Genomic DNA, 22,214 nt, shown 5'->3' on the forward strand with positions numbered 1-22,214 from the left:
CGCCGATGGTAGTGTGGGGTCTCCCCATGTGAGAGTAGGGAACTGCCAGGCATCAAATTTAGCGTGCTGATATGGCTCAGTTGGTAGAGCGCACCCTTGGTAAGGGTGAGGTCCCCAGTTCGACTCTGGGTATCAGCACCACTTTATACTTAGGTTAAAGTTCGGCAAGAAGTAAAAGAATTTGTCTGGCGGCTTTAGCGCGGTGGTCCCACCTAACCCCATGCCGAACTCAGAAGTGAAACGCCGTAGCGCCGATGGTAGTGTGGGGTCTCCCCATGTGAGAGTAGGGAACTGCCAGACATCAAATAAGTAGAAAGGCCATCCGAAAGGATGGCCTTTTTGCGTTATGACTCCAGCTAAACACATTCCCTTATTCGATATTCTAACTGGCACCGTTATTACCTTACGGACGTATTATAGCGTTTTACCCTGCTGGAGCTGAGGCTGTGAAATGCATTATGCTGGTTCGCCGCAGCGTTAAATCAATTAAATGTTTATGCCAAAGGCTGTATAGATAAGGGCGTATAGCGGGAAGTAAGGTAGCGTATTGAATTTAATTAATATCTGATGCTATTGGTGATGGGATATATACGTACCGTAGATTTGGCAAAAATAAAAGCGCGGCCATCGCCGCGCTTTTAAAAGTCTTATTTAGTCAGGGCGACAATACCAAGCGTCAGGCCAGCGATTGCCGCGGCTCCACCAGCTATCGCGCCTGCTGTTTCCCAGTTATCCTGAGTAGTGCCCTTCATACAGGTATTGGTATGAACCAGTCGGCCCTGATCTTCGTATACCGGTACACATGGAGAGTCGTGCGCACAACCAGCAAGCAGCGCAGCGAGAAGTGCAACGGAAAGGAATCTTTTCATGATGTTACCTCAATATGATCGCTTATTCGCTACAGAGCCGATGCGGCAATTAACGAATTGATGATTATTTTACCACCGCACTAATACCATGAAGCACGGGGAATAATCTCAATTTGTGTAGATTGTAAAAATCATGGAGAAAAAAGCGTGGGCGCTGAATATTAATGGAGGAAATGTGGAGAGGAGGCATTTTATTACATTGTTTTCAGGAAATAAAAAAGGCACCAGAGGTGCCTTTATGATTTTCATTAATCTTTGTGCTTTGTAAACCGTCTCCGGACAACCACAAAGAAAACGGGAACAAAGAAAATGGCCAACAGAGTGGCTGACAGCATCCCGCCCATCACGCCCGTCCCGACCGCATTTTGTGCCCCACTACCTGCACCGCTGCTGATGACCAGAGGCATTACACCAAGAATGAATGCCAGGGAAGTCATCAGGATAGGACGCAGACGCATACGCGAGGCTTCAAGCGTGGCTTCGATAATCCCTTTGCCTTCTTTATCCATGAGATCCTTGGCGAACTCAACGATCAGTATGGCGTTCTTGGCTGATAAACCAATTGTCGTAAGCAGACCAACCTGGAAGTAAACGTCATTATTTAACCCTCGCATTGATGCAGCCAGAAGCGCACCGATCACTCCCAGCGGCACAACCAGCATGACCGAGAAGGGAATTGACCAGCTTTCATAGAGGGCGGCCAGACACAGGAACACCACTATTAGCGAAATGGCGTACAGCGCTGGAGCCTGATTCCCGGAAAGTCGTTCCTGATAAGACATCCCCGTCCAGTCGTAGCCGATGCCGGACGGCAGTTTTGACGCAAGGCTTTCCATCAATGCCATTGCCTCACCGGTACTTTTACCTGGCGCAGACTCACCGAGGATCTCCATTGATGGCATCCCATTGTAACGTTCCAGACGTGGTGAACCATACACCCAATGAGAGCTGCTAAAGGCAGAGAAAGGCACCATTTCGCCGTTAGCGCTACGCACATACAGGTCGTTAATGTCTCCTGGTAGCATACGGAAGCGAGCATCAGCCTGGACGTAAACTTTTTTCACACGTCCATGATCGATAAAGTCGTTCACATAGGTGCCACCCAGCGCTGTTGAGATGGTCTGATTGACGTCAGCCACGCTCACACCTAACGCCTGTGCTTTCTCCTGGTCGACATCCAGTTTGAACTGTGGCGTATCTTCCAGGCCGTTAGGACGCACGCGGACCAGTAAGTCAGGGTGTTCCCTCACCATACCAAGCAGTTGGTTACGCGCCTGCGTTAGCTGCGTATGTCCCAGGTTTGCCTGGTCAATCAGTTCAAAGTCGAAGCCTGTTGCGGTACCCAGTTCAATAATGGCTGGCAGGTTAAACGGAAATACAAGACCATCTTTGATCTGGCTGAACGCTTTCGTCGCACGGCTGACAATTGCCCCAACGCCGTTTTCCTTACCCGGGCGCTCTTCCCATGGCTTCAGGCTGACGAAAGCGATACCGGAGTTCTGCCCCTGTCCGCTAAAGCTAAACCCGTTTACCGTAAAGACCGATTCAACGTTCGCTTTCTCTTTGGTCAGATAATAGTCCTGAACCTGATCGAGTACCTGCTGGGTACGCATCTGCGTCGCCCCTGCTGGCAGCTGAACCATCGTCATAAACACCCCCTGATCCTCTTCCGGCAGGAAGGAGGTAGGCAGGCGCAGGAACAGGACTGCCATGCCGCCGACGATGATGACGTAAACCAGCAGATAGCGCCCGGTCTTACGTAAAATGCCGCTCACGCTGTTGCTGTAGTGCTCCACGCTTTTATCAAAGAGCGCGTTAAACCAGCCGAAGAATCCACCTTTCTTTTCATGATGTTCGCTGGAAACCGGTTTGAGCAGCGTTGCACAAAGTGCAGGCGTTAATATCAACGCCACCAGTACGGACAAGGCCATCGCGGAGACAATGGTCAGCGAGAACTGGCGATAGATAGCCCCGGTTGACCCACCAAAAAATGCCATCGGAATAAATACCGCCGAAAGCACCATGGCAATGCCCACCAGAGCGCCCTGGATTTGCTCCATCGACTTCTGCGTCGCCTCTTTTGGCGGCAGCTTATCCTCCACCATGACGCGTTCTACGTTCTCTACCACCACGATGGCATCATCGACGAGCAAACCTATCGCTAATACCATCCCGAACATCGTCAGGGTGTTAATGGAGAAGCCGAACGCAGCCAGTACCGCAAAGGTGCCCAGTAACACCACGGGCACGGCGATAGTCGGAATAAGGGTCGCGCGCAGGTTTTGCAGGAACAGGTACATCACCAGGAACACGAGAACGATCGCTTCAAACAGCGTCTTCACCACTTCATGGATGGAGATCTTCACGAAAGGTGTGGTGTCGTATGGATAAACAACTTTCAGTCCCTGAGGGAAGAAAGGCTGTAATTGCGCCAGCTTACTCTTGATGGCGGCAGCGGTATCCAGCGCGTTTGCGCCAGTCGCCAGCTTGATCCCTAGCCCCGTTGCTGCCTGGCCATTGATTTTGGTGACCATGTTGTAGTTTTCGCCACCCAGCTCAATGCGGGCCACGTCTTTCAGGCGGACCATTGAACCGTCCTGATTCACCTTCAGCGTCACACGACCAAACTCTTCCGGCGATTTCAGACGCGTTTGAGCAATAATTGAGGCGTTCAGTTGCTGCCCTGGTACGGACGGCGTTCCGCCCAACTGACCCGCAGCAATCTGGTCGTTCTGCGTTTTCAGCTGATTAATAACATCCAGCGGCGTGAGCTGATATTTGTTCATCGCGTTGCTGTCCAGCCAGATGCGCATTGCATACTGCGCACCGAACAGCTGCACATCACCAACGCCGGAAGTACGGCTGATTGCATCTTTTACGTTAGAAGCAACGTAGTCGGAGATATCATCCTGAGTGAGGTTTTTATTGTCCGACACAAAGCCAGCAACCAGCAGGAAGCTGCTGCTGGATTTTTCCACGCCGATCCCCTGCTGCTGCACTTCTTGCGGCAGCAACGGCATGGCAAGCTGGAGTTTGTTCTGAACCTGCACCTGCGCGATATCAGGATCCGTACCCGACTCGAACGTCAGGGTGATGGTGACGTTACCGGCGGAATCACTGGTAGACGACATATACATCAGATTATCGATACCGTTCATGTTCTGTTCGATAACCTGAGTTACGGTGTCCTGTACCGTCTGGGCATCAGCGCGAGGGTAGGTTGCTGTCACCGCAACCGCCGGGGGCGCAATGGTCGGATATTGCGCGACGGGCAGTTTTAGAATGGCCAGCCCGCCCGCAATCATCAGAATGATGGCGAGTACCCAGGCGAAAACAGGCCGTTGAATAAAGAAATTAGCCATGTCGTTATTCCTTAACTGGCTGGAGTTGCGGCGGTATCAGGAATAGCCACGACGGTGACGCCAGGGCGAACTTTTTGCAGGCCGCTAATAATGACGCGGTCGCCGTTTTTGAGGCCTTCCGTGATCAGCCAGCGATCGCCAATCGCCTGCGGAGCAACAACAGTGCGAGATTCCACCTGGTTTTTCTCATTTACCACAAGCACGGTTGCATCCCCGCGAGGTGTACGGGTTACTCCCTGCTGGGGAAAAAGAATGGCATCAGGCTGTGTACCTTCATCAATGCGTGCACGGACAAACATACCCGGTAACAGCATATGCTGCGGGTTAGGGAAGAGGGCGCGAAGGGTAATTGAGCCGGTACTTTCATCTACCGTGACATCAGAGAACTGGAGCGTACCTTTCAACGGGTAAGGCTGACCATTTTCCATGAGCAACTCGACGCTGCTGGTGTTTCCTTTTTGCAAGCTTGTCTGCTGTTTCAGACGCATAAAATCGCTGCTGGATTGCGTCACATCGACATAAATGGGATCGAGCTGCTGAACCGTCGCCAGCGCAGTTGACTGACCATTAGTGACTAATGCCCCTTCGGTGACGCTGGATTTACCAATACGCCCGTTGATTGGGGAAGTAACTTTCGTATAGGCCAGGTTGATCCGTGCGCTTTCAACGCCAGCCTTCGCGGCAACGACGCTCGCATCCGCCTGCTGGGCAGTTGCCACCGCCTGATCGTACTCCTGCTTGCTCACATATTGCGTACCCACCAGCGGAACGTAACGTTTCACCGTCAGATGGGCGATATTTGCCGCCGCCTGTGCTTTTACCAGTTCACCTTTCGCATTGTCGTAGGCTGCCTGATAGGTGGCCGGATCGATCTGATAAAGGGACTCACCCGCTTTAACGTCGCTGCCTTCGGTAAAATTACGGTGCAGAATGATACCACTTACCTGGGGACGAACCTCCGCAACACGATACGCATCTGTTCTGCCAGGCAATTCCGTCGTTACGGCCAGTGGCGCACTTTTAACAATATGAACACTGACCTGAGGAGCTTGCGCATGCTGCTGTGGGTTTTCTTGCCCATCGCACCCGGTGAGCAGCGCGGCACAGACAATGAAACCGTATAAGGGTAAGCATCTGAAGTGATTCGTCATTACTGTTCCTTAAACTACCCTTGAACCGATATTTTTCATGAATCGGTGAAAGGGTGTGAGGCAAAAAAAAGAAATGTAGCTGCGTATAGTAATGAGGGTATTTAATGTTTTTTAATTTATAAGTGCTGATGGCACTTTTAAAAAGCAAAAATCGGATTCTGACCCAGTGCATTCGGCATTCTATTTCTGTCAGGATAATCAACGGAATGCTTTTGGGTGAGTGCTATTTATATATCTTGTGAATTCAATTCGCTTGATTTATTCATGTGGATTATAAATTAAATGAATTGACTTTTTTTGTGCAAAATTAAAACGAATTTTGGTAAATACTTTGATTTACCCGAACACGTCAATATCCTTTGATAACGTATCAACCTTATGAGTAGTGAGTAGCAGGTTATGGCGCGCAAAAAGAAAGAAGAGGCTCTAAAGACCCGCCAGCAGCTGATTGAAGCCGCTATCGGTCTGTTCGCGACGCGTGGCGTAGCTAACACCACGCTTACCGACATTGCGGATGCTGCTCAACTCACTCGTGGGGCGGTTTACTGGCATTTCTCGAGTAAATCGGAAATATTTAACGCAATCTGGGAACAGCAATTGCCGTTGCGTGAGATGATTCGTGACAGGTTAATACTTTCCGAAAAAGATGACCCTTTGTTAATGTTACGTGAACAATTTATTGTCGCGCTACAATATATTGCGAGCGAGCCCCGGCAGTATGCTCTTTTACAAATTCTGTATCATAAGTGTGAATTTCATGACGATGTGATTTCAGAATGTGAAATACGCAAGCGGATCGGTTTAAACGATGATTATCTTCGCAGGACGTTAAGACAATGCATTGCTCGTAACGTCATATCTTCCCAAACTAATATTGAACTGGCGCTGATTGTTTTCCATGCCTTTTTTAGCGGAGTCATTAAAAACTGGTTAATGGATAGCAACAGTTTCAGTCTGTACAAACAAGCACCGGCGCTGGTGGATAATATTCTGGCGACACTGCATATCACCCGTGTAGCGCCAGTGGTTTACGATACAGCTTCATGACTGCGTCCGGGGTGGCGATATCTCCCCGTGCTGGCACTGTTCCTTAATAGCTTGCGCGGTAATCGGTTTGCCCAGCAGATAACCCTGTAGCGTATTACATCCCAGCTCTGTCAGAAACGCCTGCTGCGCTGCGGTTTCGACCCCTTCCGCCACGACCTTCAGATTCAGCGTTTTCGCCAGGGCGACAATCGCCGAGACGATCGTTGCATCCTCGCTCTCCCCACTTAACTCTTTCACGAAAGCACGATCGATTTTCAACTCGCAGGCGGGAAGCCGCTTAAGATAGAGAAGGCTTGAGTAACCTGTGCCAAAATCGTCTATCGAGGCTTTCACTCCCGCATCCGTCAGCGCTGTCAGGACACGTACGCTTTCGTCTGGATTGCTCATCGCCGTGGTTTCGGTCACCTCCAGGATCAACATGCCGGGCGGCACGCTATGGCGCGTCAGACAATCAAGCACCGTTTTAACCAGCGAGGGCTGTTCAAACTGCAATGTTGAAAGATTCACCGCCATTGACCAGTCCGTGTGGCCCTGAAGATGCCATTCACGCAGCTGGCGGCAGGCCTCGTCGATTACCCAGTTTCCAATTGGAATAATCAGCCCCGTTTTCTCTGCCAGGGGTAGAAACAGATCGGGAGGCAGTAACCCCTGTTTTGGGTGCTGCCAGCGTAACAGCGCTTCGAACCCGAGGACCGGTCCGGCAGGCGCGTGGAATTTGGGTTGATAAAGCAGACGTAACTCATTTCGGTCAATGGCCTGCCACAGATCATTCATCAGCTGAAGATGCGTCTGCGCCAGCGTATTCATTGACGGCTGGAAAAAGTGATAACCGTTGCGGCCCATATGTTTTGTGTGGTACATCGCGGCATCAGCGTTAAACATCAGTTCACGATCCGTTTTGCCATCGTGCGGATAGAGCGCTATGCCAATGCTCAGGGTGACCATCAGTTCATAAGGATCGAGATGGAACGGGCTATCAATGACGCGCACCAGTGAATTTGCCAGTGAGGCAGCATCATCCGGGGTGTCGGTTTCGGCCAGCAGGACGAATTCATCCCCACCAATACGCGCCAGCGTGTACTGACCTTTCAACTGCAACAGCAAACGCTGAGTCACCGCAACCAGAAGCTTGTCCCCGACATCATGACCATAGGCATCGTTGACGGTTTTAAAGCCATCGAGATCCATAAACATCAGCGCAAAAGGGCTTCCTTCGCGATCGGCCTTGCTGATGGCCTGATCAAGACGATCCTCAAGCAGAACACGATTGGGTAATCGCGTTAGCGTATCATGCAACGCCAGCTGTGCGAGTTCACGGTTAGCTTCTGCCAGTGATGAGGCCAGCAGCGAGGTACGAGCCTGAAGGCGGGCATCGAACATCGACACCAGCAGCGTAATCCCCAGAATAGCAAGCGCGACCACGCTAACCAGTATCGCCAGCCAGCTGCCGTTAATGCCATGGTGGTGGACCATCGTCGACACCGGAAATTGTGCTGCTTCCATACCGGCGTAATGCATGCCAGCGATAGCGATACCCATGGTGATTGCCGCCCCCAGCCGCATCAGCGCCATTTGTGCGGCTTCCTGGCGTAAACGGAACGTCAGCCAAAGCGCAGCCAGTGAAGCGGCAAGGGCAATGACCACAGAGATGACCACCCACGTTTTATCCCAGACAATACCCGGTGTAACCTCCAGGGCCGCCATACCGGTGTAGTGCATGGCAACAATGCCCGTTCCCATCACGACTGCGCCGGGCAGCAGCCGGCGTAAACGTAACTGCTCCCCGCTAACGAGCCACAGGGCAAACATCGACGAGCTGATGGCGATAACCATCGAAAGCACGGTCAGGGCCGCGTTGTAGCTCATGCCCATGGAAAGATCCATCGCCAGCATACCGATGAAATGCATCGCCCACACGCCAATCCCCATCGAAACACCACCACCTGCCAGCCAGACGCGTGCAGCGACGCCCTGGCTTCCGGCAACGCGCGCAGCCATATTCAATGCGGTATAAGCGGCAAGAATGGCGACAACAAAGGAGATGACTACGAGGATTTGGTTGTATTGGCTAACCAGCATGGTCTGTTCACTCGTTGTGGGACGTTAAGCAAGAGCGGTTGGAAAGGGCACAGACATTATCATCGTCAGGAAATGACGAAAAGTGATTTAAATCCCTGTTTTTATTGGGTGATAGCAGGGTTTTCCACTGGGCGGAAGAGGTTAGTCCAGCTCTGAGCAGTTGACCAGTTTAAGCGGGTTCACGGAATTCATATTGCGACATTTATCGGTTTCGGTGCTCATCAGTTCAATCCACTGCATTAGCAGCGCATCGAAAATGAAAACAGAGACAGCAAAAACGACCAGCCACCAGTATTTACGAATCATGTCCATTCCGCGAAAAGAGAGCCTGTAAGGTGGTGGAAATATACACGAAATGTGGGCGTTGAAAAGTGGGGAAAGAGAAGGTTTACAAAGCGTTGACGGTCACCTGTCCGGACGATAAAAAAGGCGCTTCCCCATGCCGGTTAGCGCCTTTTTAAACAAGCATTTAACTGATTAGTATCAGTTCATGCCGTACTGTCATATTAGCTGTTTTCATGCTTTTAGATGATTATAATATTCATATAATAATCAATGTGTTGTATAAATTAATGCCTGTATATTGTTCCAGTGTTTTTCTTTGTTTATGCTATTATGCAAGCAATTCTGTATAAACATTTGTATAAACACTTTGGGCTGGGTGGTCTATGGCTGGCGAACTTAACAAACTGAGCGACAGGAAGTTAAAGGGATTACATGGTATCCCGGCCAGTAAGATTGAGTTCTATGCTGATGGTGCCGGGCTGAGCGCCAAGGTAACGAAAGCTGGTGGTATTAGCTGGGTGTTTACTTACCGACTTGACGGGCAGAAGCTGCATCGTCTGACTCTGGGACGATACCCGGATATGAGCCTCAAAGAAGCCCGTTCATCGCGTGATAAATGCCGCCAGTGGCTGGCCTCAGGTAAAGATCCAAAGCACCAGTTGGCGTTGACTACTCAGGAAACCCTTAAACCGGTCACTGTTAAGGAAGCTATAGAATACTGGATACGCGAATATGCAGAAGAGAACCGCGCGAATGTTGAACGGCACAAAGCGGAGCTGCGAAAACACATTTATCCTTATATAGGGAAAATGGCGCTCGCTGACTGTGAAACACGATACTGGCTTGACTGCTTTGACAGGATGAAAAAGAAAACTCCAGTCGCCGCAGGTTATGTGTTCCAGATGTGCAAACAAGCCCTGAAATTCTGCCGGGTTCGTCGCTATGCTGTGAGTACCGCGCTTGAAGATTTAACAATTCCAGATGTCGGTAAAAAACAGGCAAAAAAAGACCGGGTATTAAACGATAAAGAGGCTGGCGATTTATGGGCTGCCATTTCCTCTGGAACTTGCTTCATGCCTTACTACACCAGGCTACTGACAATCTTAATAGTGTTTGGGTGCCGAACGCAGGAGGCCAGGCTATCAGAGTGGAGTGAATGGGATATGGATGCCTGGGTCTGGACAGTTCCCAAAGAGCACAGCAAGGGCGGCGAGAAGATTGTAAGACCTGTGCCGGATGCCATGCGCAAATTCATTGAAATACTGCATGATGAAACGAAACTATCCGGCCTTTTGCTTGGGTCGGTTAAAGGCAGTGAAGCGGTAAGTCAGTGGGGCCGCGGTGTTTATAAAAAGCTGGGGCATTCTGAACCATGGACACTGCACGATCTAAGACGAACTTTAGCAACGCATATGAATAATATGGGTATAGCACCACACGTTGTCGAACAGTTGTTGGGGCACTCAATGCCGGGAGTAATGGCGATTTATAACCGTAGTCTGTACTTGCCTGAGAAACTGGATGCGTTGAATAAATGGTATGACAGACTTGATATTTTATCAGGTGGATTCACTAACATTGTTTTGTTGAATAGGGCTGAATAATGACTAGTTTTCTAAAATTGGGTATTTTCGAGCGAGAAGCCAAAGCCCCGGAACTAAATATTAAACAACTTGCACTACTTATGTGTGGGGTAGATCCGACAGTTAAAACTGCTGATATCCCTGAGGCGAAAGTTGAAGCTTACAATATATACTATCGACAACTGAGTAGATGGTTATCAGCATCTAAATTATTTCGAGGTGGAAACTCAACAGCCTATCCCGCAGACTATATGTTTGCTCTGGCATATCCTCTTATTGATGAAGATATTACACCACAACCCATAAAGGACAGATGCCTTGCGGCGGTGGCTATAATTGCTAATCAAAACAAAGGAAAAGAGCATCTTTATGCTATGGGAGGGGATGAGCTTTTACAGGTCGGAATTGCATTGAAAAGCAGCAAACGCGGCTTGCATCGTAAAGAAGATGAAAAGGAATATAATGATAAATTAATGGGGATGCTGGTCAAGCTTATAGCACATAAGATAGGCCATTCGTTTGGCACCTCTAAAAAACCAAGCATCTCGGCTATTTTAAACGAACTATATAAATTAGCTGATGAGGAAGGTATATCTAAAACTGGATTATCCAAATCAGCAATATATGAGAAAATTCGCAAGGCATTAAATTCGATTTATTATACGGAATGAATATTATTTTGCAGTGTTAGTGGGTGTTATTTATATTTCATGTGAAAATACTAATTAATTATATTTGTTGGAGCTTTTGGCGATTCTATGATCGCCAAGGAGATTCAATTGTTATATTTGATGTGTATTACAGTTACATTCAACAGCATTCAACAGCATTCAACAGCATTCAACGACACGTAACGACACGTAACGACACGTAATGACACGTAATGACACGTAACGGCACCCGACAGCACCTAACAATACCTAGCTCCATCCACGGTCTCTACTAGGTCATTACTTGCTAACTTTTTCCATCTTTGTTCATGGTTATTCATCACTGTTCATCAGCGTTCATCATTGTTCATCTTTGTTATGAACAATCCAAGGCGAATCAAATCGTTAAAGAACGGTGATCTTCGGCGAGTTATTGAAATTCATGATTTTTTCTCTCGCGACAGCCGTTGAAATTACTGTGGAAATTGTTTTCAACAGGGGAGCGTTATCTTGATGGAATTTCTATCTTTCAATGGAATTGCGTGTTCTTTTAAAGGATTCCAGAATCAATGGAAATGCTGGTCGTTTATCCACTAATCTCTTCGCATAACATTGAAACAGTGGAGGCAGCATGCAAAATATAACCTTTACCCCGCCAAATCCTGAACAACGCCGCACCCTTTTAGAAGAGTACGGCTTTAAGTTTGATCGCCGAATCCGTGAAGATGAATGCAGCGAGATCACCAGTCTTTCCCGTTCCAGCCGCTGGAAGATGGAACAGCAGGGGCGCTTCCCTCCGCGCTGTCACTTTGGCCGCAATAGCTGTGCTTGGCTTCTTTCGGATGTGCTCTGGTGGGTTCGTAATCCGCCAGCAGTAGAGAACGTCAATAACCCATACAGCCGTAAATCTGCTTAATTAACCACAGGTAATCTGAGATGAAAAAGATTAATGCCCTCCACGGGCAGGGATTCGCTCACCCTGTAGCCAGCCAGCACGATATTTCAGCGAACCGTAAACAGGTTATTTCCGGTGACTGGTCGCCCATTAATCGCGGTGAATTTACGCTTGCCGATCTGGGGTTGCGCCACAACGGTAACGGGCTGGTGTGGCTGCGTTCCGGCGTGTCCGTGCATGAGGCAGACCATGATGCAGGGATAAGCGGCAAGGACAAGACCAAAGGAAGGGTTAACGGCCTTCCTTTTGAATTTGTCGGCCAGTGGCAGGAATACCCGACTAAACGCAGCTTTGCCGTTTCAGTATCTACGGAACTACGGCGCCAGTATTACCCGGACGATGCCGCATTCAGTAAGGCAATGCGTGAGGCTGGTTATGTTCCGGTGCGCACTCGCAAACTGACCGGAAAGGATGCTCGTTTTTGGCTGTACCGTGTAACGGGCAATGATAAGGGGGTTGTCGCAGCAGAATCCGCGCCACACAAGGCTTGTGCGCCAGTTGTCCAGACCATATCTAAGCCTCATCCGTGGTTTAAGCGTGTGGCACTCGATGGTAAATGGCAGTACGTCTACGCAGATCACATCCGCTTTCTGACTAAAAAGCGTCATCGCGTCGATGGTGTTCGGGTTCAGGGGTATACCGCTGGCAGGCTGAAAGTGGAGGCTATTGTATGACAGGCAAAACAAAGGCGGCCATGCCGGGCCGCCTGAGTCTCAACGCTTTACTGAAACATCGCCAGATTACCAGGCTTGCCGCTGGTGGTCAAACCTTGAGCCAACGAAATCCGTACGCACAAATTAACCGCGTACGTTTAACGTACGGACATCGCAATCCATTGAAGGAACTTGATTATAACGAATCGTTAGAATCGGCTGGCAACAAACACGAACAGTATTCGGGTTCGCCTGAACATCAACACTGCTTAGGTTCAGAGGTTCCGACGAATAACGTAGAGAGCTGCGAAGATAACCAACCCTCTTTAAGAGGGGAGCCTCTGCACAACTCATTAATAGTTGCGCAAAACAGACCCTTTTTAAGAGGGGCAATCCACAGCATTACGGGGAGTAACCATGTTCAGCCTTTTGGCTCGATGCCCTGTCGGCGCAATTCCGCGCGGGCCAGTTCTTTCAACCAATTACCGAGACTAACGCCCTCACGTTCTGCGGCATCATTAAGCTGCTGCCGTAATTCTGGAGTGATTCGGATCTGGAAAGTAGGCGACAGCCCTTCTCCTTTTGGTGTTTTATCTCGTTTGATAGTTGACATGTACGTACGTAACCTTATAGCATGGATTTTGTTATGTACGTACGTTATCACGACGAACATGCAAAAGACAACGCCCCGGACTGCGGGAACAGTGCCAGGGCGTCTGACCTCCACCGATAAGTTACGTATCGAGGAAGCTATGAAAGATCATATCACACACCCGCAAGGGCGGAAGTCCTACATCTGGCGTTTTCTTGCACTGAGCGCCATCGGGCGCAACGTCATTCACATCACCGCTACCACTGAGCGCGAAGCCCGTGAGCAATCACCGGCTGGCTGCGTGATGGTATTCGCTGGCCGTCTGCCAGTTCGGGAGGCTCGCTATGCGTGAGCCAATCAGCTTAGACCAGGCCGAATATAAATCAGCGCTGGCTTCATCACTTTACGAAACCATCCTGGAAAAAGCCTCTGCTGAATGTTCGGAAACCCTGCTGAACCATATCTCACTGGCATGTGACCTTAATCAGGAAATTCACCGGGCATTAATCGCCGAGCTGGGTATGGGAGAAGCGAAATGAGACAAGTTCCTTTTGAAGTCCTGATGCACGCTGAAAATGCCCTTTCAGAGAGTGAGTGCGCAATGTCTGTGCTGAGCATGTGGATTGACAGCATTCCCGACGGTGAAGAACACCGTGAGGAAGCGTGCCGTGTCGGAGCAATTATGTCTCTGCTGCACAAATCTATCGGCGAGCTGGTGAAGGCGCGGGAGGCTTACAGTGCGAAATCCTGAAATCAACGATAGCTGGAAGGATAAGCGCGGCGAACTGGTCACGGTGAAAGATAACGCATTTAACCGGGTAACGTTTGTGCGTGATGGTTACGATTTTCCGTGCATCTTTCCGCTGGAAAGGTTCGTTAAAGAGTTCACTTTCGTTAGCTGGGGGCTGAAAGATGAAAAACGCGCCTAATGTGAAAACCCTCCCGCGCGACAAAATGGAGGAGGCCATCATCTTTGCTGGAACGGGAGCATGGAAAGCCGCTCAGGACTACCAGAAAGGGAAGGGCGAGCATGGAGACGATGTTCCGCCTGTGGTTCTGGATCACACCCAACTGGCGGAATTGCCCCACCTGCGCATTGTTGATAAAGGCCGTCGGTTTGCCCGTGTCTGTCAGGCCGGACTTATCGAGCAAAACCAAATCAGCATGATTGCAAATAAGCTGTGTGAGGCTGGCGTTACCAATGCTGAGTTTATCAACGAAAAAGGTGAGAAAGAGGACTGGACGCCATTAATGAAGCGTTTGGAAGACGAGCCCCTAATGGTGACTACGAGGGGTAGTGCTACGCCAGCGCTTAACCAGATGGGAGCCAGCCAGCGCGGGGAAGTTCTGCTTGCTCATTACGATGGCAATCTGGCGATCCATGCTGATTCCGACACGGTTCATCATTACAACGGCGTGGTGTGGGTTCCGCTTTCGGACAAAGAGCTACAGCGGGAAATGGCGCAGATTTTTATTGATGCCGAAGTCGCCTATTCGCAGAACGCGATTAAATCCGCTGTCGATACAATGAAGCTGGGTCTGCCAGTGATGGGTAATACAGCCCGAAATCTTATTGGTTTCAGCAACGGGGTTTTTGATACCCGGTTAGGCCAATTTCGACCGCATGATAAAAAGGACTGGCTTATCGTTGCGAGCGAATTGCCATTCAGCGAACCAGCAGAAGGAGAGACTCTGGCAACCCATGCGCCGAACTTCTGGAAATGGCTCCGCCGCTCTGTGGCGGATAATGACCGAAAAGCAGACCGCGTACTGTCTGCGCTGTTTATGGTGCTGGCGAACCGGTACGACTGGCAGCTGTTTCTTGAGGTAACGGGGCCGGGCGGAAGTGGTAAAAGTGTTATGGCGGAGATCTGCACGATGCTGGCGGGCAAGGCCAATACCGTATCGGCGAGCATGGCGGCGCTGGAGAACCCAAGGGAAAGGGCACTGGTAGTGGGATATTCGCTGATTATCATGCCGGATATGACCCGGTACGCTGGCGACGGAGCAGGGATTAAAGCTATCACTGGCGGGGATAAGGTGGCTATCGACCCAAAACACAAAGCGCCATATTCAACCCGTATTCCTGCGGTGGTGCTTGCCGTCAATAACAATGCCATGTCGTTCAGCGACAGAAGCGGGGGGATTTCCAGACGGCGGGTGATTTTCAACTTCTCCGAAGTGGTACCGGAAAACGAACGCGATCCTATGCTGGCCGAGAAGATTGAAGGTGAGCTGGCTGTAATCATTCGCCACCTGCTCACTCGCTTTTCCAGGCAGGACGAAGCCAAACAGCTTTTGCATGAGCAGCAAAAATCAGAAGAAGCGCTGGCCATCAAACGTGAAGGGGATTCACTGGTGGACTTTTGCGGCTACCTGATGGCTTCGGTGGTTTGTGATGGAATGCTGATTGGTAATGCCGAGATCGTGCCATTCAGCCCGCGCCGTTATCTGTATCACGCTTATCTGGCTTACATGCGGGCCAATGGTCTTAGCAAGCCTGTATCGTTAATGCGGTTCGGTACGGATATGCCAGGCGCAATGGCTGAATATGGCAAGGAGTACCAGAAGCGCAAAACTAAACATGGCATAAGGTCAAACGTCACGCTTCACGACGACTCAGAAGACTGGATGCCTATGTGGAATGATACTTCTCACAATACCGGAGAAAATCAAAAGTAATTGGAAAAGTGTTCACCACTATTCACTGTGGATAAAATCGTTTATATAACAGATAGTTAATGGGTGAACACTTTTTATTGAAGTGTTCACCAAGTATTCACCTGTTCACCTTTAAAGGGCTTTTCTTTTAAAAGGTGAAGGGTTATGGTGAACACTAGTGAATACTTAAAATTATAGTCTTCACCCTGTAACCATATGAATTTGAATGGAAAAAATGCAAAGGTGAACAGGTGAACACTTAAACGCATATTTTTTATTTTTACGAGGCTGCATATGGAAATTTTAGGCAACCATAACGACAAGTTTCACGGCATCAAATTTCTGCATAGTGCAATTGAAGAAATGAATGAGAAAGCTGAAGTAACTCTGACCGACTATCTGGCTCTTAGGGCTTTTGTTCTGGCTGAGCGAAGAGAAACTCAGGACTACATTGATGCAATGGATGAAACGTATGCTGATTTGCCCGATGATCTGCGTTCTTACATTGAGCTTCTTAATGACGTTGCCGCACAGCTATCAAATCCATCACGCTCAAATGGGAATTTAAAATCAATTATTTACGATGCGAGAATATCAAGCGGAAACGCCATGTCTCACTGGTTCAGTGTTGATAGATAGTAAAATCTAAGAAGGGATAACTAATGCGTACTAATGATGATTTACAGATAATCCGAAAGCATCTGGATGGTGAATTTGAACAGCGCCTGTTAGACGCTGCGATCAATAACCTTTTGGATGAAAATAATCAGCTTCGGTTCAGCAATTATGCCTATGCACTTAGAGAGCTATTCTTACACGTTCTAAAACGCATGGCACCTGATGAAAATGTTCAACTATGCGAGTGGTTTCCTGGTTTGAATGAAAGAGAGCAGGTTGCAAGAAAAGACTCTTACAAATATATCATTCATGGTGGGTTAAGTGATGAATATGTCAGGGATGTACTTGATGTAAATATTGCCGGAGTAATTCCGGGATTGCGTGATGCGTTCTACTCATTAAATAAATTTACTCACATAAGCGAAAAGATTTTTCCAATTAATGATGACGATGGCCTAAAAATGGTGGGAGAGGTTGAAGGTTGCATCGGAGCTCTTTTCACCAAGCTTGATGAGTGTCATAAGGAGATAATTAATAAGCTTTATGAAGCTGTGAGTGAGGCCGCGATACATAGTTCGATAACTGAAACTGTAACATCAATTGATATTTTATCGACACACAGCTCGGTTGATGAAGTGTATGTTGATGATGTGAAAATAGTAGAAATAAATGACTCTGAAGTAATTTTCTCTGTTATTGGCTCTGTAGGTGTCGGGTTGCAATGGGGATCTAATTCCGATTTGCGAAATGACATAGGTGCTGTAGGTAGAGAAACATTCCCATTTACCTGCGAGGTGAGAAGTCCAGTGTATGCCCCTGAACGTTTAGAGTGTGATGAAGGGGCATTCCATGCAGATACTTCAAGTTGGTGGGAAGGATATTACGACTAACAAGTGTAAATTATTCGTCCTCGCGTTTATTAGTGCTTAGCCCGATAAAATTCGGGCTTTTATTTATTATTTTCATGTATATGTTGAGAAGTGGCACTCAGACGTGAGCCGCCACTGGCCGTTAAATCAAGCTGTAGCGAGTACAGCCTGTGGGATGCAGAAAAAGATTTAACGGCCTCCCCTCCAAGCGCTGGTTTCACGTCTCTACGTTAATTGATACGGAAACCACTCCATGAAAAAATTACTCGAATTACGCCAGCAGAAAGCCGCACTCAAAACACAGATGCGTTCCATGCTGGACAAAGCCGACACCGAAAAGCGCAGCCTGAACGAAGAAGAGGGCAAAAAGTTCGACGAACTCCGCGCCCAGGCTGATGCGCTTGAAGTTGAAATCACCCGTCTTGAAGCCGTCGCCGACGATCAGCGCAATCTGCCTGGTACTACCGTTGAAGGTGAGCCAGTAAGCAACGACGAGCTGCGCCACTACATCATGACAGGTGATACCCGCTCTCTCTCCACGCTGGTGCAGGCTGACGGCGGTTATACCGTTATTCCTGAGCTGGACAAAGAGATTATGCGCCAGTTGCAGGATGATAGCGTGATGCGCTCCATCGCAACGGTGAAGACCACCAAAACCAACGAATACCAGAAGCTGGTATCTGTGGGCGGCACTACCGTTAATCGTGGTACCGAAGGTGAGGCACGTACCGAAACCAGCACGCCGAAGATGGAGCGTGTTGATATCAAACTCAACCCGATCTACGCCTACCCGAAAACCACTCAGGAGATTCTCGACTTCTCCGAGGTGGATATTCTGGGCTGGCTGTCTTCTGAAATTGCCGACACCTTCACCGCTACCGAAGAAAGCGACTTTGTGAACGGCGACGGTGATAAAAAATCCAAAGGCTTCCTGTCTTACCCTCGCGCGGCCACTGCCGACAAAACCCGTCCGTTCGGTACGCTGGAGAAGATGGAAGCCGCTGACGTTTACTCTGACGTTTCCTCTGATGACCTGATCGACCTTCTGTATAAGCTGAAATCCAAATACCGCAAAAACGCCGTATGGGTGATGAATTCTAACACCGCCGCCAAACTGCAAAAGCTGAAAAACGGCAACGGGGATTACATCTGGCGCGATCGTCTGGTTGCCGGTTCTCCCGATACGTTGCTGGGCCGTCCTGTTCAGTATCTGGAAACCATGCCGGATGCGGAGGCGGGCAAAGCGTTCCTCGCGGTTGGCGACTTCAAGCGCGGCTATTTCATCGTAGATCACACCACTGGCGTGCGTACCCGTCCTGACAACATCACCGAACCGGGTTTCTATAAGGTGCATACCGATAAATACCTGGGCGGCGGCGTAGTGGACTCCAACGCCATCAAGGTGCTTGAGCTTTCCGGCTCCGGTTCCTGATTTGACGTTTAAGGGGCTTCGGCCCCTTTTTGCCCTCTGTGGAGTCCAGTAATGAAAACAATCGATTTTGAAATCCGTACCTCCGAAGTGAGCGCCAGCAACAAAAAGCTGGTGGGCTATGCCGTGCGCTGGAACAGTCTCTCAGAAATTATCTGGGACGAGTTCCGCGAGCAGTTTGCGCCGGGAGCGTTTAAAGACAGCCTGGCATCCGGTAGCGATGTGCGTGCGCTGTACGAGCATAACTATACCCAGCTGCTGGGCCGCACCAAATCCGGCACGCTGGTGCTGTCCGAAGACGATACCGGGCTGCGCTTCGAGCTGACCCCGCCGAATACCCAGCTTGGCAACGATGTGCTGGAGCTGGTGGAGCGCGGTGATATCTCTGGCATGAGCTTCGGTTTTCGTGCGCTGAAAGAGGCGTGGGATATTGCTCAGTCTCCATACCTGCGCACTGTTACCGCTGCCGAACTGCGGGAGATTACCGTTACCTCTATGCCTGCTTATCCTGAGTCTGGCGTGGAAATTGCGCACCGTTCGCTTTTCTCCCAACATCCTGAACTGCGCCGCGCTGGCGATAACCGTCGCCGCTGGGCTGAATTAGCGGGGCTTTGATATGTGGAATATCTGGCCGTTTGGCCGTAAGTCTGAACCCTCCGAACAGCGCAGTATGACCATTGATGAGTGGCTGGCGATGGCAGGGATTCCAAATACAGGATCAGGCGAGTATGTGTCTGCGGGTACTGCGGAATCTCTGCCGGCGGTCATGAACGCCGTATCAGTTATCAGTGAGGCGGTGGCAACAATGCCCTGCTATCTCTACCGCGTCCGTAATGATAATGGTCGTGAGGCGCGAGAATGGCTGAGTAATCACCCAGTGGATTTTCTCCTGAACGAGCAGCCGAACGACTGCCAGACGCCTTATCAGTTTAAACGCACGATGATGCGCCATTGTCTGCTGAATGGTAACGCCTATGCGGTGATCACGTGGGGCCGCGACGGCCAGCCGCAATCCCTGCACCCGTATGCGCCGGGGGCGGTTGTTCCTGAGCGTATCGGCCAGCATAAGTACAAATACACCGTTACAGAGCCGTTTACCGGGGCTGTGCGCACCTATCTACAGGAAGAGATTCTGCACCTGCGTTACTCCACCGATGATGGCTTTCTGGGGCGTTCGCCTATCACCGTCTGCCGTGAGGCGCTGGGGTTAGGTCTGGCACAGCAGCGCCACGGTGCCAGCATTATGAAAGATGGCATGATGGCGGCTGGCGTGGTGGTCACTAAAGAGTGGCTCGATAGCGTGAAGGGCAAACAGGCGATGGATGCACTGGATCGCTACAAGGGCGCCAGAAATGCCGGTAAAACACCGATCCTTGAAGGTGGCATGGACTACAAGCAGCTTGGAATGAGCAATCAGGATGCCGAATGGCTGGCCTCCCGTCGCTTCACCATTGAAGACATTGCCCGCATGTTCAACGTGTCGCCCATCTTCTTGCAGGAATACAGCAACAGCACCTACAGCAATTTCAGCGAAGCGAGCCGCGCATTTCTCACTATGACAATGCGCCCGTGGCTGGCGAACTTCGAACAACAAATCAAATCTGCGCTGCTGGTGGCCTCTCCGGTTCCGGGAACCCGCTATCAGGTGGAGTTTGATTCTGCTGACCTTCTCCGCGCCACCCCAACCGAGCGTTACGCCACTTATGAGCGCGGCATCAAGAACGGGATCATGAACCCGAACGAAGCCCGTGAGCGTGAGGGGATGCCGCCGCGTGAAGGTGGTGATGAGTTCAGCCAGGCATGGAAGCAGGAAGTGAAGATCAGTAAGGACGGTGACTTATGAGAGCCGGAGGACTGAGAAACCGGGTAACTATCCAGGTATTCACTACTCACAGAGATCCATCTGGTCAGGTTATTCAGACCTGGGAAGACGGGGAAACCATCTGGGCTGAGGTTAAAGGGATCAGCGGTCGTGAACTGGTAGCGGCTGGTGCCGAGGTTGCCGAAGCAACGATCCGCGTCTGGGTGCGTTTCCGTCGAGATATTACTGCTGCCAACCGTCTGAAGGTGCTGACTGGCCCGTTTGCCGGGGCAACACTCAACATTATCGGGCCACCCATACCGGATTCAGGTATGACGCGCCTTGAGATTCTCTGCAAACAGGGGACCGAGAAATGACTACTGAAATCACCCTGGCTGAAGCAAAGCTGCATTGTCGTGTTGATGGCACCGAGGAGGATGCGCTGATTCAGGCGTACATCGATGCGGCGCTGGAGGTCTGCCAGAAGCATATCGGCAAGCGGTTTGATAACGGGCTGGAGTTTACCCCGGCTATCAAGATCGGCTGTCTGATGTACGTCTCTCAGCTGTACGAGTACCGCACGATGATTGCCGATGCTGAGGCGAAAGAGGTTCCGCTGGCTATCTCTGCGCTGTGGTCTGTCTATCGTGATGTGGGGGTGTACTGATGCCATGGCAGCCAATGCGCCGGTGCACCGAACCGGGATGTAATAAGCGGGTAAGGTCCGGCAAGTGTGACGAGCACAGGCGGGAAGCGTGGCGGGAGCAGGATGCCAGACGCGGCCATCGTCGCGCCCGTGGTTACTCTGCCTCATGGGAGAAGTACCGCGCTCAGTATCTGAAACGTCACCCCCTTTGTGTTGAGTGCCAGAAGCTGGGCCTCTACGTTCCTGCAAAGATTGTCGATCACATCATCCCTATCAATGGCGGTGATGATGTTCTGTTCTGGCCGGAGTGGAACCACCAGCCGTTATGCCAGACACATCATAACCAGAAGACCACGCAGCAGGACCCCATCACCAAAGCGAACCGTAAAGCAGGGCTCTACATCGAGCAGGAAGAGCGGGCAGCACAGCGTAATAACTGGATGTATGAGGCCAGCGATGAATGAGAAAGACGTGGTGAATCTGTATCAGTCGCTGGCCCGATGCCGTGATGGCTTTATGCAGACCCGCACCAGACGCAATGAGCGCCAGCCAGTGAAGCGCATGAGCGAACGTGAGCGGGAGGTGATGGAATGCTTCCGCAACCGCTGACAGGCCGCATGGACGGGGTGGGGGAGGTTTTCAGGACAAAACCCCAGCCGCAAGGCACCGCCCGCCCCCTCAAATTTTTACGCACGGTGATTTTTTTGAAAATAAAACGCGATGGAAACGAGAATTTTTTATGGCAAGACCACCAAAACCGCCAGCTTACCTTGATGAGTTAGCCGCGCAGCAGTGGAAAGCAAAGGCGAAGCAACTGGCCGAACGCGGTGATTTGACTCCCGCCGACTGGAACAATCTTGAGCTTTTTTGCGTTAACTATTCGATGTACCGAAAAGCAGTGAAAGACCGGCTTTGTTGAATAAATCAGATTTCGGGTAAGTCTCCCCCGTAGCGGGTTGTGTTT

25 protein-coding genes, 1 tRNA gene, 1 rRNA gene and 1 pseudogene are annotated in these 22,214 nt (G+C 50.2%); 22 read left to right on the forward strand and 6 right to left on the reverse strand.

Features of this window, described 5'->3' with window-relative positions; translation table 11 throughout:
• Positions 1-65: 65 nt before the first annotated feature.
• Together ACOTX7_RS22035 and rrf are read left to right on the forward strand one after the other, a co-directional pair.
• Positions 66-141: transfer RNA gene (locus ACOTX7_RS22035), tRNA-Thr, on the forward strand.
• A 43-nt stretch (positions 142-184) separates the two neighbouring features.
• Positions 185-300, forward strand: a 5S ribosomal RNA gene (rrf, locus tag ACOTX7_RS22040).
• Between the two features lie 347 nt (positions 301-647).
• Here rrf and ACOTX7_RS22045 read toward each other — a convergent pair.
• The 3 genes from ACOTX7_RS22045 to ACOTX7_RS22055 all read right to left on the reverse strand — a co-directional run bounded on the left by ACOTX7_RS22045 (position 648) and on the right by ACOTX7_RS22055 (position 5,382).
• Positions 648-869, reverse strand: coding sequence for a lipoprotein (locus ACOTX7_RS22045; protein WP_221256535.1), 222 nt, complete (start codon positions 867-869; stop codon positions 648-650).
• Between the two features lie 248 nt (positions 870-1,117).
• A complete protein-coding gene (locus ACOTX7_RS22050; protein WP_221256534.1) occupies positions 1,118-4,231 on the reverse strand; it encodes an efflux RND transporter permease subunit in 3,114 nt (1,037 codons plus the stop codon).
• A gap of 11 nt (positions 4,232-4,242) precedes the next feature.
• Entirely contained in the window at positions 4,243-5,382 is a 1,140-nt protein-coding gene (locus tag ACOTX7_RS22055) for an efflux RND transporter periplasmic adaptor subunit (RefSeq protein WP_421626158.1), read from the reverse strand.
• A gap of 399 nt (positions 5,383-5,781) precedes the next feature.
• Between ACOTX7_RS22055 and envR the strand changes: the two genes are divergently transcribed.
• Entirely contained in the window at positions 5,782-6,429 is a 648-nt protein-coding gene (envR, locus tag ACOTX7_RS22060; protein ID WP_006812179.1) for an acrEF/envCD operon transcriptional regulator, read from the forward strand.
• Here envR and ACOTX7_RS22065 read toward each other — a convergent pair.
• Together ACOTX7_RS22065 and ACOTX7_RS22070 are read right to left on the reverse strand one after the other, a co-directional pair.
• A complete protein-coding gene (locus ACOTX7_RS22065; protein WP_221256532.1) occupies positions 6,424-8,508 on the reverse strand; it encodes a putative bifunctional diguanylate cyclase/phosphodiesterase in 2,085 nt (694 codons plus the stop codon). The two genes, envR and ACOTX7_RS22065, sit on opposite strands and share 6 nt — an antisense overlap.
• A 141-nt stretch (positions 8,509-8,649) precedes the next feature.
• The gene (locus ACOTX7_RS22070; RefSeq protein ID WP_003860373.1) at positions 8,650-8,814 is read right to left on the reverse strand and encodes a DUF2556 family protein; all 165 of its coding nucleotides are present in this window, start codon (positions 8,812-8,814) and stop codon (positions 8,650-8,652) included.
• A 362-nt stretch (positions 8,815-9,176) separates the two neighbouring features.
• Between ACOTX7_RS22070 and ACOTX7_RS22075 the strand changes: the two genes are divergently transcribed.
• The 4 genes from ACOTX7_RS22075 (at position 9,177) to ACOTX7_RS22090 (ending at position 12,655) form a co-directional block, all read left to right on the forward strand.
• Complete coding sequence (locus tag ACOTX7_RS22075; protein ID WP_047359789.1) at positions 9,177-10,397, forward strand: tyrosine-type recombinase/integrase; 1,221 nt, start codon at positions 9,177-9,179, stop codon at positions 10,395-10,397.
• Positions 10,397-11,047, forward strand: a complete 651-nt coding sequence (locus ACOTX7_RS22080; RefSeq protein ID WP_019077825.1) for a hypothetical protein — start codon at positions 10,397-10,399, stop codon at positions 11,045-11,047. Before ACOTX7_RS22075 ends, ACOTX7_RS22080 begins: the two co-directional genes overlap by 1 nt.
• A gap of 610 nt (positions 11,048-11,657) precedes the next feature.
• Positions 11,658-11,942: a helix-turn-helix transcriptional regulator gene (locus ACOTX7_RS22085; protein ID WP_019077824.1), complete on the forward strand. Its 285-nt coding sequence runs from the start codon at positions 11,658-11,660 to the stop codon at positions 11,940-11,942.
• Between the two features lie 20 nt (positions 11,943-11,962).
• Complete coding sequence (locus ACOTX7_RS22090) at positions 11,963-12,655, forward strand: hypothetical protein (protein ID WP_421626159.1); 693 nt, start codon at positions 11,963-11,965, stop codon at positions 12,653-12,655.
• Between the two features lie 400 nt (positions 12,656-13,055).
• On the opposite strand, the gene ACOTX7_RS22095 is transcribed toward ACOTX7_RS22090, so the two are convergent.
• On the reverse strand, positions 13,056-13,247 hold the full coding sequence (locus ACOTX7_RS22095; protein ID WP_032661928.1) for a toxin-antitoxin system HicB family antitoxin: 192 nt from the start codon (positions 13,245-13,247) through the stop codon (positions 13,056-13,058).
• A 139-nt stretch (positions 13,248-13,386) separates the two neighbouring features.
• Between ACOTX7_RS22095 and ACOTX7_RS22100 the strand changes: the two genes are divergently transcribed.
• The 15 genes and pseudogenes from ACOTX7_RS22100 to ACOTX7_RS22170 form a co-directional block, all read left to right on the forward strand.
• Complete coding sequence (locus ACOTX7_RS22100; RefSeq protein ID WP_047359790.1) at positions 13,387-13,578, forward strand: host cell division inhibitor Icd-like protein; 192 nt, start codon at positions 13,387-13,389, stop codon at positions 13,576-13,578.
• Complete coding sequence (locus tag ACOTX7_RS22105) at positions 13,571-13,765, forward strand: hypothetical protein (RefSeq protein ID WP_047359791.1); 195 nt, start codon at positions 13,571-13,573, stop codon at positions 13,763-13,765. Before ACOTX7_RS22100 ends, ACOTX7_RS22105 begins: the two co-directional genes overlap by 8 nt.
• Positions 13,762-13,977, forward strand: a complete 216-nt coding sequence (locus ACOTX7_RS22110; RefSeq protein ID WP_021538180.1) for a hypothetical protein — start codon at positions 13,762-13,764, stop codon at positions 13,975-13,977. The genes ACOTX7_RS22105 and ACOTX7_RS22110 overlap by 4 nt, the downstream gene beginning before the upstream one ends.
• On the forward strand, positions 13,964-14,155 hold the full coding sequence (locus tag ACOTX7_RS22115; RefSeq protein ID WP_021538179.1) for a DUF4222 domain-containing protein: 192 nt from the start codon (positions 13,964-13,966) through the stop codon (positions 14,153-14,155). Before ACOTX7_RS22110 ends, ACOTX7_RS22115 begins: the two co-directional genes overlap by 14 nt.
• The gene (locus ACOTX7_RS22120) at positions 14,139-15,908 is read left to right on the forward strand and encodes a DNA primase family protein (protein WP_057059103.1); all 1,770 of its coding nucleotides are present in this window, start codon (positions 14,139-14,141) and stop codon (positions 15,906-15,908) included. Before ACOTX7_RS22115 ends, ACOTX7_RS22120 begins: the two co-directional genes overlap by 17 nt.
• Before the next feature lie 273 nt (positions 15,909-16,181).
• The gene (locus ACOTX7_RS22125; RefSeq protein WP_000404250.1) at positions 16,182-16,526 is read left to right on the forward strand and encodes a hypothetical protein; all 345 of its coding nucleotides are present in this window, start codon (positions 16,182-16,184) and stop codon (positions 16,524-16,526) included.
• Between the two features lie 23 nt (positions 16,527-16,549).
• A complete protein-coding gene (locus tag ACOTX7_RS22130; RefSeq protein WP_047359793.1) occupies positions 16,550-17,395 on the forward strand; it encodes a hypothetical protein in 846 nt (281 codons plus the stop codon).
• A gap of 232 nt (positions 17,396-17,627) precedes the next feature.
• Entirely contained in the window at positions 17,628-18,806 is a 1,179-nt protein-coding gene (locus ACOTX7_RS22135) for a phage major capsid protein (protein ID WP_421626160.1), read from the forward strand.
• 51 nt (positions 18,807-18,857) lie between these two features.
• Complete coding sequence (locus tag ACOTX7_RS22140) at positions 18,858-19,418, forward strand: HK97 family phage prohead protease (RefSeq protein WP_019077813.1); 561 nt, start codon at positions 18,858-18,860, stop codon at positions 19,416-19,418.
• A 1-nt stretch (position 19,419) separates the two neighbouring features.
• On the forward strand, positions 19,420-20,646 hold the full coding sequence (locus ACOTX7_RS22145; protein WP_416247764.1) for a phage portal protein: 1,227 nt from the start codon (positions 19,420-19,422) through the stop codon (positions 20,644-20,646).
• Positions 20,643-20,981 (forward strand): phage head closure protein, encoded by a 339-nt coding sequence (locus tag ACOTX7_RS22150; RefSeq protein ID WP_416247763.1) that lies wholly within the window; start codon positions 20,643-20,645, stop codon positions 20,979-20,981. Before ACOTX7_RS22145 ends, ACOTX7_RS22150 begins: the two co-directional genes overlap by 4 nt.
• The gene (locus tag ACOTX7_RS22155) at positions 20,978-21,271 is read left to right on the forward strand and encodes a head-tail connector protein (protein WP_045341406.1); all 294 of its coding nucleotides are present in this window, start codon (positions 20,978-20,980) and stop codon (positions 21,269-21,271) included. Before ACOTX7_RS22150 ends, ACOTX7_RS22155 begins: the two co-directional genes overlap by 4 nt.
• Positions 21,271-21,714 carry an HNH endonuclease signature motif containing protein gene (locus ACOTX7_RS22160; RefSeq protein WP_032655283.1) on the forward strand — a complete coding sequence of 148 codons (444 nt, stop codon included), beginning with the start codon at positions 21,271-21,273 and terminating at the stop codon, positions 21,712-21,714. Before ACOTX7_RS22155 ends, ACOTX7_RS22160 begins: the two co-directional genes overlap by 1 nt.
• On the forward strand, positions 21,707-21,859 hold the full coding sequence (locus ACOTX7_RS22165; RefSeq protein ID WP_162009211.1) for a hypothetical protein: 153 nt from the start codon (positions 21,707-21,709) through the stop codon (positions 21,857-21,859). Before ACOTX7_RS22160 ends, ACOTX7_RS22165 begins: the two co-directional genes overlap by 8 nt.
• Positions 21,860-21,989: 130 nt before the next feature.
• Positions 21,990-22,157 (forward strand): annotated as a pseudogene (locus ACOTX7_RS22170) (P27 family phage terminase small subunit); the annotation flags it as partial.
• Positions 22,158-22,214 lie beyond the last annotated feature (57 nt).

The sequence above is a fragment of the Enterobacter cloacae complex sp. IR5418 genome (assembly GCF_049238105.1).
Taxonomy (GTDB): Bacteria; Pseudomonadota; Gammaproteobacteria; order Enterobacterales; family Enterobacteriaceae; genus Enterobacter; species Enterobacter hormaechei.

Excerpts from the sequence above, each read along its gene's own strand:
- ACOTX7_RS22045 (WP_221256535.1), bottom strand. The coding sequence starts at position 869 with ATGAAAAGATTCCTTTCCGTTGCACTTCTCGCTGCGCTGCTTGCTGGT.
- ACOTX7_RS22050 (WP_221256534.1), bottom strand. The coding sequence starts at position 4,231 with ATGGCTAATTTCTTTATTCAACGGCCTGTTTTCGCCTGGGTACTCGCC.
- ACOTX7_RS22055 (WP_421626158.1), bottom strand. The coding sequence starts at position 5,382 with ATGACGAATCACTTCAGATGCTTACCCTTATACGGTTTCATTGTCTGT.
- envR (WP_006812179.1), top strand. The coding sequence starts at position 5,782 with ATGGCGCGCAAAAAGAAAGAAGAGGCTCTAAAGACCCGCCAGCAGCTG.
- ACOTX7_RS22065 (WP_221256532.1), bottom strand. The coding sequence starts at position 8,508 with ATGCTGGTTAGCCAATACAACCAAATCCTCGTAGTCATCTCCTTTGTT.
- ACOTX7_RS22070 (WP_003860373.1), bottom strand. The coding sequence starts at position 8,814 with ATGATTCGTAAATACTGGTGGCTGGTCGTTTTTGCTGTCTCTGTTTTC.
- ACOTX7_RS22075 (WP_047359789.1), top strand. The coding sequence starts at position 9,177 with ATGGCTGGCGAACTTAACAAACTGAGCGACAGGAAGTTAAAGGGATTA.
- ACOTX7_RS22080 (WP_019077825.1), top strand. The coding sequence starts at position 10,397 with ATGACTAGTTTTCTAAAATTGGGTATTTTCGAGCGAGAAGCCAAAGCC.
- ACOTX7_RS22085 (WP_019077824.1), top strand. The coding sequence starts at position 11,658 with ATGCAAAATATAACCTTTACCCCGCCAAATCCTGAACAACGCCGCACC.
- ACOTX7_RS22090 (WP_421626159.1), top strand. The coding sequence starts at position 11,963 with ATGAAAAAGATTAATGCCCTCCACGGGCAGGGATTCGCTCACCCTGTA.
- ACOTX7_RS22095 (WP_032661928.1), bottom strand. The coding sequence starts at position 13,247 with ATGTCAACTATCAAACGAGATAAAACACCAAAAGGAGAAGGGCTGTCG.
- ACOTX7_RS22100 (WP_047359790.1), top strand. The coding sequence starts at position 13,387 with ATGAAAGATCATATCACACACCCGCAAGGGCGGAAGTCCTACATCTGG.
- ACOTX7_RS22105 (WP_047359791.1), top strand. The coding sequence starts at position 13,571 with ATGCGTGAGCCAATCAGCTTAGACCAGGCCGAATATAAATCAGCGCTG.
- ACOTX7_RS22110 (WP_021538180.1), top strand. The coding sequence starts at position 13,762 with ATGAGACAAGTTCCTTTTGAAGTCCTGATGCACGCTGAAAATGCCCTT.
- ACOTX7_RS22120 (WP_057059103.1), top strand. The coding sequence starts at position 14,139 with ATGAAAAACGCGCCTAATGTGAAAACCCTCCCGCGCGACAAAATGGAG.
- ACOTX7_RS22125 (WP_000404250.1), top strand. The coding sequence starts at position 16,182 with ATGGAAATTTTAGGCAACCATAACGACAAGTTTCACGGCATCAAATTT.
- ACOTX7_RS22130 (WP_047359793.1), top strand. The coding sequence starts at position 16,550 with ATGCGTACTAATGATGATTTACAGATAATCCGAAAGCATCTGGATGGT.
- ACOTX7_RS22135 (WP_421626160.1), top strand. The coding sequence starts at position 17,628 with ATGAAAAAATTACTCGAATTACGCCAGCAGAAAGCCGCACTCAAAACA.
- ACOTX7_RS22140 (WP_019077813.1), top strand. The coding sequence starts at position 18,858 with ATGAAAACAATCGATTTTGAAATCCGTACCTCCGAAGTGAGCGCCAGC.
- ACOTX7_RS22145 (WP_416247764.1), top strand. The coding sequence starts at position 19,420 with ATGTGGAATATCTGGCCGTTTGGCCGTAAGTCTGAACCCTCCGAACAG.
- ACOTX7_RS22150 (WP_416247763.1), top strand. The coding sequence starts at position 20,643 with ATGAGAGCCGGAGGACTGAGAAACCGGGTAACTATCCAGGTATTCACT.
- ACOTX7_RS22155 (WP_045341406.1), top strand. The coding sequence starts at position 20,978 with ATGACTACTGAAATCACCCTGGCTGAAGCAAAGCTGCATTGTCGTGTT.
- ACOTX7_RS22160 (WP_032655283.1), top strand. The coding sequence starts at position 21,271 with ATGCCATGGCAGCCAATGCGCCGGTGCACCGAACCGGGATGTAATAAG.
- ACOTX7_RS22165 (WP_162009211.1), top strand. The coding sequence starts at position 21,707 with ATGAATGAGAAAGACGTGGTGAATCTGTATCAGTCGCTGGCCCGATGC.